The 15,643-nt window shown below is 49.2% G+C and carries 14 protein-coding genes; 8 read left to right on the top strand and 6 right to left on the bottom strand.

Translation table 11 applies throughout. The features are described 5' to 3' along the window. Nucleotides 1-66: 66 nt before the first annotated feature. The 3 genes from deoC (at nucleotide 67) to deoD (ending at nucleotide 3,262) form a co-directional block, all read left to right on the top strand. Nucleotides 67-867, top strand: a complete 801-nt coding sequence (gene deoC / locus ACFQ1C_RS12110; RefSeq protein ID WP_379558876.1) for a deoxyribose-phosphate aldolase — start codon at nucleotides 67-69, stop codon at nucleotides 865-867. A gap of 77 nt (nucleotides 868-944) precedes the next feature. Then, nucleotides 945-2,213 carry a phosphopentomutase gene (locus ACFQ1C_RS12105; protein WP_379558875.1) on the top strand — a complete coding sequence of 423 codons (1,269 nt, stop codon included), beginning with the start codon at nucleotides 945-947 and terminating at the stop codon, nucleotides 2,211-2,213. A gap of 335 nt (nucleotides 2,214-2,548) precedes the next feature. After that, nucleotides 2,549-3,262: a purine-nucleoside phosphorylase gene (gene deoD / locus ACFQ1C_RS12100; RefSeq protein ID WP_379558874.1), complete on the top strand. Its 714-nt coding sequence runs from the start codon at nucleotides 2,549-2,551 to the stop codon at nucleotides 3,260-3,262. Nucleotides 3,263-3,333: 71 nt separating this feature from the next. Here deoD and ACFQ1C_RS12095 read toward each other — a convergent pair whose 3' ends face one another. Next, entirely contained in the window at nucleotides 3,334-3,888 is a 555-nt protein-coding gene (locus ACFQ1C_RS12095) for a hypothetical protein (protein ID WP_379558873.1), read from the bottom strand. A gap of 87 nt (nucleotides 3,889-3,975) precedes the next feature. On the opposite strand from ACFQ1C_RS12095, the gene serB reads away from it, so the two are divergent. Further along, nucleotides 3,976-4,953: a phosphoserine phosphatase SerB gene (serB, locus tag ACFQ1C_RS12090; protein ID WP_379558898.1), complete on the top strand. Its 978-nt coding sequence runs from the start codon at nucleotides 3,976-3,978 to the stop codon at nucleotides 4,951-4,953. Here the strand turns inward: serB and ACFQ1C_RS12085 are convergent. Next, on the bottom strand, nucleotides 4,904-7,183 hold the full coding sequence (locus tag ACFQ1C_RS12085) for a PilZ domain-containing protein (RefSeq protein WP_379558872.1): 2,280 nt from the start codon (nucleotides 7,181-7,183) through the stop codon (nucleotides 4,904-4,906). The two genes, serB and ACFQ1C_RS12085, sit on opposite strands and share 50 nt — an antisense overlap. A 76-nt stretch (nucleotides 7,184-7,259) precedes the next feature. On the opposite strand from ACFQ1C_RS12085, the gene radA reads away from it, so the two are divergent. Next, nucleotides 7,260-8,633, top strand: a complete 1,374-nt coding sequence (radA, locus tag ACFQ1C_RS12080; protein WP_379558871.1) for a DNA repair protein RadA — start codon at nucleotides 7,260-7,262, stop codon at nucleotides 8,631-8,633. A 189-nt stretch (nucleotides 8,634-8,822) separates the two neighbouring features. On the opposite strand, the gene ACFQ1C_RS12075 is transcribed toward radA, so the two are convergent. Together ACFQ1C_RS12075 and rsd are read right to left on the bottom strand one after the other, a co-directional pair. Next, the gene (locus tag ACFQ1C_RS12075) at nucleotides 8,823-9,185 is read right to left on the bottom strand and encodes a PilZ domain-containing protein (RefSeq protein WP_379558870.1); all 363 of its coding nucleotides are present in this window, start codon (nucleotides 9,183-9,185) and stop codon (nucleotides 8,823-8,825) included. 15 nt (nucleotides 9,186-9,200) lie between these two features. Beyond that, nucleotides 9,201-9,668 carry a sigma D regulator gene (gene rsd, locus ACFQ1C_RS12070; protein WP_379558869.1) on the bottom strand — a complete coding sequence of 156 codons (468 nt, stop codon included), beginning with the start codon at nucleotides 9,666-9,668 and terminating at the stop codon, nucleotides 9,201-9,203. A 268-nt stretch (nucleotides 9,669-9,936) separates the two neighbouring features. On the opposite strand from rsd, the gene hemE reads away from it, so the two are divergent. Further along, nucleotides 9,937-11,004 carry a uroporphyrinogen decarboxylase gene (gene hemE, locus ACFQ1C_RS12065; RefSeq protein ID WP_379558868.1) on the top strand — a complete coding sequence of 356 codons (1,068 nt, stop codon included), beginning with the start codon at nucleotides 9,937-9,939 and terminating at the stop codon, nucleotides 11,002-11,004. Between the two features lie 155 nt (nucleotides 11,005-11,159). Here the strand turns inward: hemE and mepM are convergent, their stop codons facing one another. Continuing rightward, nucleotides 11,160-12,509, bottom strand: coding sequence for a murein DD-endopeptidase MepM (gene mepM, locus ACFQ1C_RS12060; protein WP_379558867.1), 1,350 nt, complete (start codon nucleotides 12,507-12,509; stop codon nucleotides 11,160-11,162). A gap of 203 nt (nucleotides 12,510-12,712) precedes the next feature. Further along, nucleotides 12,713-13,810, bottom strand: a complete 1,098-nt coding sequence (gene znuA / locus ACFQ1C_RS12055) for a zinc ABC transporter substrate-binding protein ZnuA (RefSeq protein WP_379558866.1) — start codon at nucleotides 13,808-13,810, stop codon at nucleotides 12,713-12,715. An 86-nt stretch (nucleotides 13,811-13,896) separates the two neighbouring features. Here znuA and znuC point away from each other — a divergent pair, with 86 nt between their 5' ends. Next, nucleotides 13,897-14,634: a zinc ABC transporter ATP-binding protein ZnuC gene (znuC, locus tag ACFQ1C_RS12050; protein ID WP_379558865.1), complete on the top strand. Its 738-nt coding sequence runs from the start codon at nucleotides 13,897-13,899 to the stop codon at nucleotides 14,632-14,634. Then, nucleotides 14,624-15,412 carry a zinc ABC transporter permease subunit ZnuB gene (gene znuB, locus ACFQ1C_RS12045; protein ID WP_379558864.1) on the top strand — a complete coding sequence of 263 codons (789 nt, stop codon included), beginning with the start codon at nucleotides 14,624-14,626 and terminating at the stop codon, nucleotides 15,410-15,412. Before znuC ends, znuB begins: the two co-directional genes overlap by 11 nt. Nucleotides 15,413-15,643: the final 231 nt, after the last annotated feature.

Here is a 15,643-nt window from a genome sequence, read left to right as displayed (position 1 = left end):
CGATGGGTTTGCGGCTCTTTCTTTTTGGTCATTCTGATATGCTGATAGAAATAGCGGGAGAAGAACATGAGCAAACCTAATTTATCCTTGGTAGCAGCAAAGCAAGCGCTGAGCATGATGGACTTAACCAGCCTTAATGATGATGACACCGAGCTCAGCATTCAGGCGCTCTGCCAGCAGGCGGCAACGCCCTTTGGTTGCGTAGCCGCCATCTGCGTCTATCCGCGGTTTATCAATACAGTACACTCCGCCTTACATGCCTTAGGGCTTAGCGAGCAAGTGGCCATAGCTACTGTCGTTAATTTTCCGCATGGCTTAGACAGCATCACACACGTTGAGCAAGATATTCGTGCCGCTATTACCGCCGGTGCCCAAGAGATAGACTTGGTACTGCCTTATCGGCAACTCATGGCAGGCGATAGCGACTTCGGGCTAGCCATGGTGCAGGCGGTAAAAGCGGTGTGCGTTGAACCGCGCATAGCTAAGCCAACCTTATTCAAAGTCATTATCGAAAGTGGCGAGCTGGCCACGGCGGCGCTGATCACTCAAGCCTGTGAACTCGCCATAAAAGGCGGCGCGGATTTTATTAAAACCTCCACCGGCAAAGTAGCGGTGAATGCCACTTTAGATACAGCCGAGCTGATGCTTATCGCCATTCGAGATAGCGGGAAAAACGTCGGCTTTAAAGCCGCTGGTGGCGTGCGTACCACTCAAGATGCCCAGCAGTATTTACAATTGGCTGCGCGTATTATGGGAAAAGACTGGCTAACGCCGGCCCATATGAGATTTGGCGCCTCTGGTTTGTTAGCTCAGCTGTTAAATACATTGGATGAACAGCCCACTGTGCCATTGGCGACAGACTATTAAGCTAAGGGCGATGGAACACCGTTCATTTAATATTGACTTACTACTGAGCTAGCGCATAACTCGCACAAGGAAAGCTTATGAAACGTGCAGTGGTATTAGTACTCGACTCTTTTGGTATTGGCGGTGCACTGGATGCGGCCGAATTTGGCGATCAAGGTGCCGATACTCTCGGCAGCATTGCCTTGGCTTGTGCCGAAGGCCGAGCGGACCTTATTAATGGAGACGTGAGTAGTACTAGCAACAAACGTTTTCCTATGAGCAGAACCGGCCCTTTGCTATTACCTAATTTAGCCAAATTAGGCTTGTTTCATGCACACCTTGCTAGCACTGGGCAATTAGCCGCAGGCGTGAGCTTGCCCGATACCGTTATTGGTAGTTATGGCCATGCGCAGGAAATTTCGTCTGGCAAAGACACGCCTTCTGGCCACTGGGAGCTGGCAGGTGTGCCGGTATTGTTCGATTGGGGTTATTTTTTAGACACTGAACATAGCTTTCCGGCTTCTTTAGTGGCGGATCTCATTGCTCAAGCCAAATTATCGGGCATTTTAGGCAACTGCCATGCCTCAGGCACCACTATCTTGGAGCAATTAGGCGAAGAGCATGTGCGTTCCAATCAGCCGATTTGCTATACCTCCGCCGACTCTGTATTTCAGATTGCGGCCCATGAACAGCACTTTGGCCTAGAGCGCTTATATGAAGTGTGTGAAGTCGCTCGCGAATTACTGATGCCGTACAACATAGCGCGCGTGATAGCGAGGCCCTTTGTTGGTGAAACACCAGCGGACTTTACCCGCACCGGCAATCGTCGTGACTACAGCATTAAGCCACCGGCACCAACCGTGCTCGATAAATTAGTGACCGAGCGCCAAGGCCAAGTAGTGTCGGTTGGTAAAATTGCCGATATTTATGCCCACTCGGGTATTACAAAAAATGTAAAAGCCACCGGTATGGATGCTTTGTTTAACGCTTCGTTGGCTGAGCTCGCCCGCGCGGGTGATAGCACCCTGATCATGACCAACTTCGTCGATTTCGACTCCAGTTTCGGCCATAGGCGCGATATTACCGGTTATGCAGCTGAGTTAGAGGCCTTTGATCGACGATTACCTGAATTATTAGCTCAGTTGGCACCGAGCGATCTGCTGATCCTCACCGCCGATCACGGCTGCGATCCTAGCTGGCCCGGTACCGAGCACACCCGCGAACAAGTACCGGTATTGTGCATCGGTGCAGGTTTAACGGCCGGATCTTTAGGTCAGCGCGATACCTTCGCCGATATCGGCCAAAGCCTAGCTCAGTACTTTGGCACCAGCCCCATGGATTACGGCACTTCGTTTTTAAGCGAGTAAAAGGTAATGGGTAAAGAGTGAAGAGAACGATATAGCACTAAAATTAAGCGCTTTTTTTGTCACGGAATACACTGAAGAACACGGAAAGAGAGAGCAGATTTGAAAAACATTTAATTGGTAAGAGCTAGAAAAAAGCTGCAAGCAGTAGCTTAAAACCATCCAGCTTCGCAGAATTGGCGAAGATCTTCGTTTAAGAAAGTAATCGCTGGCTACAAGGCTAGTTCTTAAAAAGCAAAAGTTTTTTTGTCGACCTTATCTCAGCTTAATTTTTTCTGTGGGTTCCGTGTATTCGGTGGCGAAAGAATTTATTTTTAAATCCTATACAGGAAAAAATGATGGCGACTCCTCATATTAATGCCGAGCGCGGTGATTTTGCCGATACCATACTGATGCCGGGCGATCCTTTGCGGGCGAAATTTATTGCCGATACCTTTTTATCGAACGTTAAACAGGTTAATCAGGTACGCAATATGCTGGGCTTTACTGGCACTTATAAGGGGCGCGCGGTGTCGGTCATGGGCCATGGTATGGGCATTCCGTCGGTGTCGATCTATGCCAAAGAATTAATCACCGAGTTTGGTGTGCAGACATTGATCCGCGTGGGATCCTGCGGCGCGGTACGCGACGATGTTCAGCTTCGTGATCTGGTGGTAGGCCTTGGTGCCAGTACCGATTCTAAAGTAAACCGCATGCGCTTTAAGGACCATGACCTGGCGGCACTGGCCGACTTTGAGCTGGTAAGTAATGCGGTAGCAGCAGCCAAAGCCTGCAAGGTGGCAGTTAAAGTAGGTAATCTATTTTCAGCTGATTTATTTTATTCGCCGCAGCCGGAATTATTCGAGTTAATGAAGCAATACGGCATTCTGGGCGTAGAGATGGAAGCGGCTGGTTTATATGGCGTGGCAGCTGAGTACGGCGCACGGGCGCTGACTATTTGTACAGTGTCGGATCATATTCTGCGTAAAGAGGCACTCACGGCAGATGAGCGGCAAAACACCTTCAACGACATGATAGAAGTAGCTCTGGAATCGGTATTGCTGGAAGACTGAAATTTATTGTGCGAAGAGCAGTGTAAAGAGTGAGGGGCATCGTACCCAGACATTCGGTATTTGACGCATCACTATTCACTCTTTATCGTTTTTTGTCGGTGCTGTCGCCAGTGCTGTAAACCTAATCCCAGCAACAGACCTAGCAGTAGGCACAAAGGAAGTAACCAACCTAAATAGTATTCCAGCTGCTGCCAGATATTACGCTGTGCAACAGCAATGGGGTTATTGGCCAGCTGCAGGCGTAAAAACCCGATAGGCTCACCCTCTTGATATAACGGGCGAACATAGGGCAATGTTGGCTCGATGCGGCCTTCGTCTGTTAGCGCAGCCGACTCGGCTAATAAGTGGCCGCTATCTTCATACAGCTGGGCTGAGCTGATAAGGCGGGCGTTGGCAAGCTCAGTGACGAGCAAATAGCCTAGTGCTTCATCTTCTGTCAGCAAGGCGCGCACCGCTTGTTGCTCGGCATAATCTGCTAAGGGGGTGGCTAGCGTGCGTTGAGGAAACTGCCGCCAGTGATGGCCCAGTTGCGTGACTTGCAACCATTGCCAGCCGGTGAGTAATACCAGCAGTAACAAGGCGAGCCACAGTAGGAGCCGAGGTCGAGTAAAGTGTTTTTTCCACATAGTGGCTAATATTGTCTCTTGCCTGATTAAAAAGCAATACGCTACCCTGAGCATTGGCTTTTGTGACCATAGGAAGAGCAAGTGACACTGTTAATGAATGATTTACCCGAGCAGGTAGCTGATTGGGCGGATATATTGTCTGGAAAATCTTGCCTTTGGCAGTCAGGGCAACTGAGTTGTGGGCATTTAAGTGCGATTAAAGGGCATTTAGTGCTGCTAGCCGAGCATTTAAATAAATCTGCAGTACAACAAAGTTTGCAGGTATTGGACGCTGCTGGCATCGCAGTCGAAGTCGCAGGCGTGAAGCGAGTCGCCGATCGTGATGTATTGAGTTTACGTTTGTCAGACTGGTCATTAGAACTTAAACAACAGTTACAACAGGTTGCCAACGGCTGGGATTTCGCGTGTGTACCTGCTTTGCCTGATGCTAACAAACCGGGTTTGGTGCTGATGGATATGGACTCGACTGCTATTCAAATAGAGTGCATCGATGAAATTGCGCGTTTGGCCGGTGTGGGCGAAGAGGTTGCGGCCGTTACCCGTGCCGCGATGGAAGGTGCCTTGCCCTTTTCTGAAAGCTTGCGCCGTCGAGTCAAGGCATTAGCTGGAGCCGATGCCGCGATTATTGATCAAGTGATTGCCAACATGCCACTGATGCCAGGATTAATTACCTTAGTCGAAGGCTTAAAAGCCATGGGCTGGAAAGTTGCGCTGGCGTCCGGCGGATTTACACCGTTTACCGGCCACTTGCGACATATTCTTGCGCTAGATGCGGATTTTGCTAATACGCTAGAAATTAAAGATGGCCGCTTTAGCGGTGAAGTTCTAGGCAATATTGTAGATGCAGAAGCAAAAGCGCGCATCTTACTCGAGCTGGCCGAGCACTTTAATATTGAGCCAAGCCAAACAGTGGCCATTGGTGATGGTGCCAACGATTTACTGATGCTTGCCCAAGCAGGGTTAGGCATCGCATTGCATGCCAAGCCCTTAGTACAAGAGCAAGCTCCAGTATGCTTTAATCAGCTGAGCTTGGAAGGGGTACTTGGTTTGTTGCAGGCTCCTTAACCGGCAGCTGGCACAGTACCATCTCTGTAATATCAAATACCTGACTCAACACAGAAAGCTCGGCAATCTGTTGCTCTAGCTGCTGAGCTTTATAAAGCGAAGTTTGAGTCAGTTTTTCCCACTCTGGCACCATATAATCGAGTTGGCGCAGTTGTAAGCGGTTGATAATTACTAAGCTAACTCGTAAGTCCTTGCTGTGGCGAGAGTCTTGTAAAAAGGCACGGCGATTAGCATCGGGATCCACTAATAACCAGCTTTGGCCGCTGTTACCTGCCGCACTCGCCGTCCATATCTCAAGATAATGATGATCTCGGCCGTCGGGGCGCAGCAGCTGAGTAAACGTTGACTGTAAGAGCTGGCGGGACACCAAACGGCTTAAATGAGCCTGCTGGTGTTCATTAGATAAAAACGACATTAATGATTGTTGAGCAGGGCAGGAAATGGCGCCTTGCAGGTAGAAACCAGATTCGTTACGGGCCAATAAAAACGTGGGCGAGGATGGTTGTTGTAATGTCTGGCGACTCAGCCAAGTTAACCATGCCGGCGTATGATGGGCCTCGTGTCTAGCGCGAAGCTTACTCTGATTCTGCTCGAACAGTGCGGTCAAAAACAGATAAGCCGCATGAGTTTCTTCTGCCCCTTCAATGCGCAAGTGCAATATTTTTCCGTCCCCACTGATATTAACCACTCGATAAGGAAGATTTTTTAGTCGCGAGCGCGGACTGCGCTTATTGAGTTCGGTCAAGTGCACGGAGATTAGGCAAGGAACTTCAAGACGAAGCGATTCCGTCAGCAACACCTTGATACCCCTGCTCGACAAGTCTTCGCTATGGCCGCTAATAGTTTTGCCTGCGACGGTTAATTCTAACGCACTCTGTAGCTTAAAACGGGTTTCTTGGCGTTTGGATGCCTGTTTTCCTAAGGGGGTGATGGTGGGAGTTTGCTGGCGCAGTGGCCGAATAAAGGGCTCGAGTTGCTGAATATTTAGCTCGGCAGCAATCGGCGCAATGGGGATCGAAAGTGGCGTTAGCCAGAGCTGCCATTTCAGCTGATTTAACTGACGTATGCCTTGCAGATCTAACGCATTTACGGCTTGGTCTGCATAATGCAGTGGACGAATACTGACGTAATAACACAGCAGGGTACCAGCCTTTAATCCTTCATTGATAAAGACAGCAAAGGCTTTCTGCTGCGCTAGTTCGTGCTGGCTGGCTACAAAGTAATAAGGCAGATGCTTACCCTGCCGACGAAAGCTATATAGCAGCGTAGTCGATAATGGTTGCTGGCTCATCTGCAGAATGCGTTCGGGCGATAATAATGTGGTTAGCAGGTCGCCAGGCTGCTTTTGTTGCCAGGGAGCCAGAGTTTTACTACTGTAACGGTTAGTTAGTATATGTTGTAGCTCGCCCTGCTCATCAAAAAACAACGACAGGCTAAGGCTTGTCTCCAAAAGAACTTGTCCCCAGCACTGAGTTTTGACCGTTGTGTATAAATCTTCTGCATCCAGACCGTAGCGAGGGCGGTTTTGTTCGATAAATTCACTCAACGCCTGTTGCCAGTCCGGTGCGTCTTCTAGACGCTGCATCTTCAAGCGGCTTAAATCATCAGAGTCTTGCTTGAGACTATAGCGTCGTGGCGAGGCCAAGCTGACCATGTTGGGTTGTTTGGCCAGCTCCGGAAACGATATAGCTATCTGCTCAGGTAGACGAACGGCATCGGCCAGTTGTACTAACAAGCCTGCTGGAGAGATATCCAGACTGTTCCCCTGTAATGATTTGCCATTATCAAGATGAAGCACAACTGGTGTCACGAAGCGCAATCGGCTTTCTTTACGCTGCAAGCCCAGCGCAGGTAGATGCCAAGAAGTGTTGTTAAACTGAGCTGGCAACTTTCGCAGAGCGGCAAGTTCGGCCAGCAGCACTTCGTATAAGCCGCGAGAATATTCGCCATTAAAATCTTTGAGCAGGGTGTGAAAGCGTCGCGCTAGTGGCTCGGGCATCATGTGATCTAATCCCTGATGGCGTACTAACTGGCATTTGTCAGGGAACAGGCTGCGTAAATCGAGCACGCGCAGGCACGGGCTGGTTAGACGACTCAGCTCAGCCTGCAATCGATAACGAGTATCTTTGTCTGCTTCGGGCAGTAGGCTATCTAGCAAACTGTCAATGTCATTATGGTAACTAAGCGGTACTAACTTATTGAGTAACGTCTTATATGGGCTGAGATCCATCTTGGCCTAGCTTGGGGTTGAGTGGGTGAAAAACTTGGTCCAGTATAGCAGCTCGTTATTAAATGAGTGAATATGCATGGCCAAGTCTAAAACGGCATTTGTTTGTGGAGAATGCGGTGCCGAGTTTCCCCGCTGGCAGGGGCAGTGTTCGGAATGTAAAGAGTGGAATACCGTCACCGAAATTCGATTGGCACCGGCCACAGCCTCCGCCTCTAGTCGTAATAGCCGCTTTGTAGGCTATGCGGGCACTCAAGACAATAAGGTGCAAACACTCGATGACGTCGCGTTAACGGAGCTGCCGCGCATTAACAGCGGATTTACTGAGTTGGATCGCGTATTAGGCGGCGGCATGGTGACAGGATCGGCCATTTTAATTGGCGGCAGCCCAGGCGCGGGCAAGAGTACGCTGTTATTACAGGTGATGTGTGGACTGGCCAGTCGTATGAAAACGCTTTATGTGACAGGCGAAGAGTCACTACAACAGGTGGCGATGCGTGCTCAGCGACTCGGGTTGCCAAGAAATCAGCTGCGCATGCTGTCTGAAACCAGCGTTGAGCAAATTTGTCATATAGCACGAGAAGAAAAGCCTGCAGTTGTGGTCATTGACTCTATTCAAGTGATGCACGTTGCTGAAATACAATCATCCCCAGGTACGGTCAGTCAGGTGCGAGAAGCCGCGGCACAGTTGACGCGTTTTGCTAAGCAGCAAGGGGTGGTCATGCTAATGGTTGGGCATGTGACCAAAGACGGTGCGCTGGCCGGACCCAAGGTATTAGAGCACTGCATTGACTGTTCTATTATGCTTGATGGCGCTAATGACAGCCGTTTTCGTATGCTACGCAGTCATAAAAACCGCTTTGGCGCCGTTAACGAGCTCGGCGTATTTGCTATGACTGAAACTGGCCTTAAAGAAGTGAGCAATCCATCGGCTATTTTCTTGAGCCGAGGCGAGGAGCAAACGACTGGCTCGGTAGTCATGGTTATTTGGGAAGGCACCCGACCGTTATTAGTTGAATTGCAGGCGTTGGTGGATTACTCCCAATTGGGTAACCCGCGGCGAGTGACGGTGGGGCTGGAGCAAAATCGCTTATCCATGTTATTAGCGGTTTTGCATCGCCACGGTGGTTTGCAAATGGCAGACCAGGATGTGTTTGTGAACGTGGTCGGCGGGGTACGAGTGGAGGACACCAGTGCCGACTTAGCGTTGCTATTGGCGTTAGTATCAAGCTTTCGTGATAAGCCCTTGCCCCAAGAGTTGGTGGTATTTGGTGAGGTTGGCTTGTCGGGAGAAATTCGGCCAGTACCCTCTGGGCAGGAACGCTTAATGGAAGCCGCCAAACATGGCTTTACTCGAGCCATTATACCTTGGGCTAATCGACCCAAGCAGGCACCGCCGGGCATGGAAGTGATCGCCGTTAAAAAACTAGAAGAGGCACTAGAAGCATTATAAAGAAGCCGTCAGCTATAAGCTGTCAGTTAAAGAAAAGTCAGTGCTGAGCGCTTTAAAAGAAAGAGCGATAAATTTGAGATATAACCAATGGTAGATCGAATTCATTCTACCTCTTTTCGGCCGAATCACAGTTTTGGGTTACCGCTCTTACCCAAAACAAGTCGCCCCAACGAAACTCCTTACGCTTTCTCAGTCACCTATTAGCTCTTCAAATTGGCGCTGCAGTAAGGTTTCGTCCCCAAGATTAAGCTCCACCAATCGGCGTAAGTGGCTGGCGCTGTTAATGTCTAACTGCTGGCATTCCAGGCCAATAAAACCTGGCTGGTGATAACGTTGTTGCGTGCGCATCATAATATTTTGATCGTGCCCATCTAACGATAGCCGCAGTTCAATGATGTCGCCGTTTTGTGCAGACCAAGGCTCGGTGACGGACACCAGAACCCCATGCAATGAAATATCTTGTACCTCGGTGTGATATTGATGGCCGTCAGCCCCCACAAGCCAAGCTGGAGAGCTAAAACCAATGCGGGTAAATACTCTGCGTTCAGCCATGTCAGCACTCCTTAATTAGGCCGGTTCACTGGTATTCAGGTGGTTTAGCAGTGATACGGCAAAAACCAACCGGTCTTCAAGGTTAAATCGTTCTTCTAACATCTCACCGAGCTGGCTTAAATCGCGATCCAGCTCTAGCAGCGCATCTTCATCTGCTTGGGCGTATTTGTCATGAAAATCCAGCGCTTGTACCGTACCTTTCTTAAGGCGTGGGTAAATACGCTCGGCCAAGGTGCGGCCGTTGCCGCGTGCTGCTTCATAGGCCGCCATTACATAATCGTATATTTCAAAGTGTGCCGCACTAACATAGTCGACCAACTGAGAGCAAAAGTCGGACAGTTCTTTGGGCGTGGGCAGTGTTTTTGCGTTGGTCGACAAACGAATATATTCCACCAGCAAATTTTGGCGAGCATCGATAAATGTATCTAGTGCTTGGTGTTTTCCGGCCAACTGAGCTTTGGTTTGTTCCATTTTCCTAAGCATGATTCCCTCCTTGGGATGACCTGAGCAGGTAGTGACTACCATCATTAAGGAAAATCATTGCTCTGGTCAATAGCGTTGCGCATAACTTGAGCGTTGGCTCGCTATTAAGCATAGCTGTCAGCATTAAAAAAGTCTGTAACTTTAGATACATGCAAGTATATTGCCTTTTTTCTAAGCTATTAAAATTGTTGTTTATGGCAGATTGGGGCTTTACGACATCTGATGTTATAATGTCACCAATTTGCCACCTGTTTTGGAATCGAGGTTGATGAATACACTCAAGAATGATCGTTACTTACGTGCGCTTGCTCGCCAGCCAGTAGATTACACCCCTGTATGGATGATGCGCCAAGCAGGCCGTTATTTACCTGAATATAAAGCGACGCGTGCCGAAGCGGGTGATTTTATGTCACTGTGCAAAAACGCTGAGTTGGCCTGTGAGGTAACGCTGCAGCCGTTGCGTCGTTTTCCGTTAGATGCCGCCATTCTATTTTCTGATATTCTGACTATTCCTGATGCCATGGGATTAGGTCTGTACTTTGAAACTGGTGAAGGCCCTAAGTTTAAGCGTCCCATTACTTGCATGGCCGATGTGCAAAAGCTGGGAATTCCCGACCCAGAAGGCGAACTGCAGTACGTAATGAATGCGGTACGCACCATTCGTCGCGAGCTAAAAGGCGAAGTACCGTTGATTGGTTTTTCTGGTAGCCCTTGGACGCTGGCCACTTATATGGTGGAAGGCAGTGGTTCTAAGACGTTTATGAAAACTAAGGGCATGATGTTTGCCGATCCTAAAGCGATGCACTTGCTGTTGGATAAGCTGGCGGACAGCGTGACCAGTTATTTGAACGCGCAAATTGCGGCCGGTGCCCAGTCGTTGATGATCTTCGATACTTGGGGCGGCATCTTAAGTACCCGTGATTACAATGAGTTTTCACTACAGTATATGGCGAAAATTGTCGATGGTCTGACCCGTGAAAACGATGGCCGCCATGTGCCAGTGACCTTGTTCACCAAAAATGGTGGTCAGTGGTTAGAATCAATAGCCGCCACCGGTTGTGATGGTATTGGGCTGGACTGGACCATCGATATGGCCGATGCTAAACGTCGCGTAGGCGATAAAGTGGCTCTGCAAGGCAACATGGACCCTTCTATGTTGTATGCACCTATTCCTCGCATCGAGCAGGAAGTAGCGACCATTTTAGAAAGCTTTGGCGAAGGTCCCGGTCATGTCTTTAACTTAGGCCATGGTATTCACTTAGATGTGGATCCTGAGCATGCGGGCGCCTTTATTGAGTCGGTGCACCGCTTATCTCGTCCATATCACGCTAAGTGATATCGGTGATATATAAGAGTCATGCATAAAAAAAGCGCCGAGAGGCGCTTTTTTTATTGAATCATGTGAGGAGTCAGTGGTGAGGTTTGAGGAGTAAAACTCTGCACCTTCAGACTCGGGGTTATTCTTCTCCCTTCACCCTTCACATTCATGTTTCAACCCGCTAATTCTTGCTGATATTTGGCGATAGTGGCCAAGAAAGAACGCTTTTCTTCACCGCCTAATCCTTCTGCCATCGGTAACTTAACCTGCATGGCATCTACGGCTCTGTTGTTCACATGAAATTCGTAATGCAAATGCGGCCCAGTAGAGCGGCCGGTATTACCTGATAACGCAATACGTTGCCCACGGCGTACCGTGTCACCTTCTTTTACTAAAAACTTACTTAAATGTAGAAAACGAGTGGTGTACTGGCGACCATGGCGGATCACTAAATAGTTACCTGCCAGCGCGTGATAAACCGACTTAACGACTACTCCGTCACTGGGGGCGAGCACAGCGGTGCCAGTAGGAACCGCAAAATCGGTGCCCTTGTGCGGGCGAACGCGACCGGTAATGGGGTGTTTACGGTTTAAGTTATACGTCGAGCTAATACGCGATGAACGCTCTAGTGGAATACGCATAAAGCCCCGCTCTAAACTCTGGCCTTTATTGTCATAAAACTTGCCGTCTTCATGGCGAAAGGCGTAAAAGGTGTGACCTTTATTGGTCAGCTCCACGGCTTGGAGTTCAGACTTGCCGGTGCTTTTTCCCTTAACGAATTCACGCTGTACCAACACCTTAAAGCTGTCGCCTTGACGCAAATCGCGGGCAAAGTTGAGCCGCCATTGAAAAAGATTAGCGATACGTTGAATTTGGTTAGCTGATAAGCCTGCATCACGGGCGCTAAGATAAAAACTGCCCTTAATCACACCGCTTAGAGCACGGTTTTCCCAATTACTGGTCTCGGTCTTAATTTGACTGTCGTAGCTGTTACCGCTGCGGGTAAAAATGCGCGTGTGTAGTAAGTCTTGTTTGATCTTGAATTCTAGCAACAGATTGTCGGGATCGATCAGTAGGGATAAAACTTGGCCTGGTTTGAGCCCGTCGAGTATTTTCTCTTTATCCGCATCCAATAATTTATACATGGTCGCTAGCGGCAGCCCAAGACCATTAAAAATGGTGCTTAAGGTGTCGCCATTTTGAACATTGTATTGCTGCCACTCAGGTTCGCTAGCGGCAATATCATCTAATGCATCTGCCGACTCAACTGGGCCTAAGTCGTCGTTGGGCAAACTATAAAACTCAGTATTATTAACCTTAGTCTTTGCATGATTTTGCGGCAAGTTCAGACTGTTTGGAATGCTAATACTAGCCGGCTGTTCCAACAAATTCTTGGTTGAGGGCAACATAATAGTGACAGTTAGCGTCAGCGTGCTGAGCAACACCATCCCGTATAGATGCCGCTTGGGTAATTGAGCGGGTAAATTATGTAATTTAGATTGTACAGGGCGGAGAAGATTCATCCGGGTTACCTATGGCTGTCGGAGACTAAAATTATGAATGCAAAAACCGCTTTATTTACCAAGGCATAGACCCAAAGGTAATAAAGCGGTTAATATTTATTACCAAACAGCACGCCTTGAGCATGGCCACGCTTAGTATTAAGCTTGTTTGAACAATTTAGAGCAACAAAGTTCACTATTATATCGGATTTAATTATAAAGCTTTAGTGTTCATTGAGTAAGCAAGTGGTCATGGCGTCTGCCAATTGATGCATAAAAGCAAAATAGCTGAGCGGACCGGGTTCAATATCGGCGGCTAATGGATCCAATATGCCAATGCGAGCTTGAGTATTACGCATCACGGCCTCCACCACGGCCGGCTTAAACTGCGGCTCGGCAAACACACACTCGGCTTGAGACTGGCGCAGTGCCTGATGGATGTGTGCCACGGTTTTGGCTCCAGGAGCCCGGGCAGGATTCACGGTAAAATGGCCAAGCGAAGGTAGCTGATAATGGCGCTCCCAGTACCCATAAGCATCGTGAAATACGAAATATCCGATGCCGGCGGCAGGAGCCAGCTTGGCGGCGACTTGCTGATCAGCCTGGGCCAAGCCTGCTTGAAAGGCGGTAAGATTGTGCTGATATCGGTCAGCATTGTCAGGGTCTAGTTGAATCAGGCGCTCGGCCAGCAGACGGGCAATGGTTTCGGCATGGTGGGGATCCAGCCAGATATGAGTATCCTGTTCTCCGTGATGGTGACCGTGACCATCATCGTCGCTTTCGAGCGATATATTATCGGTATCATGCTTGTCATGACTGCTATGTGAATGATCATCATGGTCTGCATGGTCTGCATGGTCTGCATGGTCTGCATGGTCTGCATGGTCTGCATGGTCTGCATGGTCTGCATGGTCTGCATGGTCTGCATGGTCTGCATGGTCTGCATGGTCTGTATGGTCTGCATAGTTAGAATGGTCAGAATGCTGCTCGTGGCCTGACTGCGGGTGATGACCGTCTGTGTCGATTTGCGTCATCAATGCCAGGCTGTTGGGATGCTGCTCGAGCAAGGAGGCTAAAAATACTTCCAGCTCTGGGCCAACCCACAGCACCAAATCGGCATTGTTAACGCGACGTACATCGGATGGACGCAAAGCATAATCATGAGGCGAGCTGCCCGGTGACAGCAGTAGTTTAGGAGCCGGTCCGCCCTCGGTAATCGCACTGGCAATCAGCTGCAAAGGTTTGACCGAGGTTAATACCTCTATGGCGCGAGCTTGGCTGCTGAGCAGCAAAGGGACGAGTAGTAATAATAGAGCTTTCATTAGGCACTAGATCCTGATGGGCAATAGAGTTTAGTTGATAAGTGATGTTATAATATTACAAATTGAAATGTAAAGGCGTAAATTGAATGACTAAACTGGTTGAATTGACCGATGTGGGGCTGAGTATTGAGAATAATGTCATTCTTGAGCGCATTTCACTGACTCTACATCGAGGGGAAATCCTCACCATTGTTGGTCCAAACGGAGCCGGTAAAAGTTCATTAATAAAATTAGTGTTACGCCTTAATGAAGGGCATACGGGAAAGCTATGGCTTAAGCCCGGTTTGCGCATTGGTTATGTACCACAGAAATTGCATTTAGACTCGGTGCTGCCCTTAACCGTGGCGCGTTTTATGAGCTTGTCTCATGGTCGCCGAGTTACGGTCGCACACGCCTTGGCCAAAGTAGGCGCCGAGCGCTTAGCTGATCGCGCTATGCAGGCGTTATCCGGTGGTGAAATGCAGCGCATCTTACTCGCTCGAGCCTTAATGATGAGCCCTGAATTGCTGATCCTCGACGAGCCCGCTCAAGGGGTGGACGTACACGGACAAACCGAGTTATATGCCTTAATTAAACAGCTAAGTGACGAACTGCAGTGCGGGGTGTTAATGGTCTCCCACGACTTGCATCTTGTAATGGCAAGCACCCACAGGGTGATTTGTTTAAACAAGCATATCTGTTGTCACGGCGAGCCTGAAACTGTGGCGCGCCATCCTGAGTTTGCCCGGTTGTTTGGTCGGCCCGAGTTGGCGCAGCTGGCGGTATATACCCATCATCATGACTGTGACGATGAGCATCACGGAGACGTACGTCATGTGGGATAGTTTTTTATTGTATGCGCTATTGGCCGGCCTTGGCATTGCCATTTTGGCGGGACCGCTGGGCAGCTTTGTGGTGTGGCGACGCATGGCCTATTTTGGCGATACTCTGGCACACTCATCCTTACTGGGTGTGGCTTTTGGCTTGCTGCTACAAATTGATTTAACGTTGGCGGTATTGGTGGCCTGTTTGTGCTTGGGCATTTTATTGGCGGCTTTGCAGCGCTCTAGTTGGCTGGCTACCGATACCTTGCTGGGAATTTTGGCGCATACCTCGCTGTCGTTAGGGTTAGTCGCATTGGCCTTTATGGATAATGTACGCGTGGATTTAATGGCGTATCTATTCGGTGACTTATTGGCAATCCAGTTGGTCGATTTGTACTGGATTTACGGCGGCGGTCTTGTGCTATTGCTGATATTACGCCATTACTGGAGCCAGTTGTTGTCGATTACAGTCAGCGAAGAGTTGGCGCGCGTAGAGGGAATTCGGGTCGAGGCGCTCAAGTTGTTACTGCTGATGATGATCAGTGTGTTGATTGCGGTGGCCATGAAGTTTGTTGGCGCCTTGATTATTACCTCGCTGTTGATTATTCCAGCCGCGACCGCTCGGCGTTTTAGCCGGACACCTGAGCAAATGGCTTTGTATGCGAGCGGTTTGGGCATGGCCGCCGTGGTTGGCGGCTTGCAGTTATCGGTAAGCCACGACACCCCAGCCGGACCTTCGGTAGTGGTGGTGGCGGCTGCCTTCTTCCTGCTATCGCAATTAATACCTAAACGAGGTTAAGAAAATAGCAGTCAGCGATAAGCGGTCAGACAAACACAGAGCCACGCCAAAGAAGGTGTCTATCTTTAGCTGATCGCCAGCCTCTTAGTCACAAGTTGCTAGCCAGGAAATTAATGCCCAGAGGCGACTGGGAACCCTTCTCTGACACGCTAAAGCGCATCCCTGTGTAGTGGTCAAGTAAAAGTGGCCACGGTTTTAGAGTTTTTCCAAAACAATCGTTCAGACTCGTTT

Source organism: Oceanisphaera ostreae (genome assembly GCF_042676125.1).
Classification (GTDB): Bacteria; Pseudomonadota; Gammaproteobacteria; order Enterobacterales; family Aeromonadaceae; genus Oceanimonas; species Oceanimonas ostreae.
Note: the sequence above shows the minus strand (reverse complement) of the source record. Positions and strands in the feature narration are given on the sequence as shown.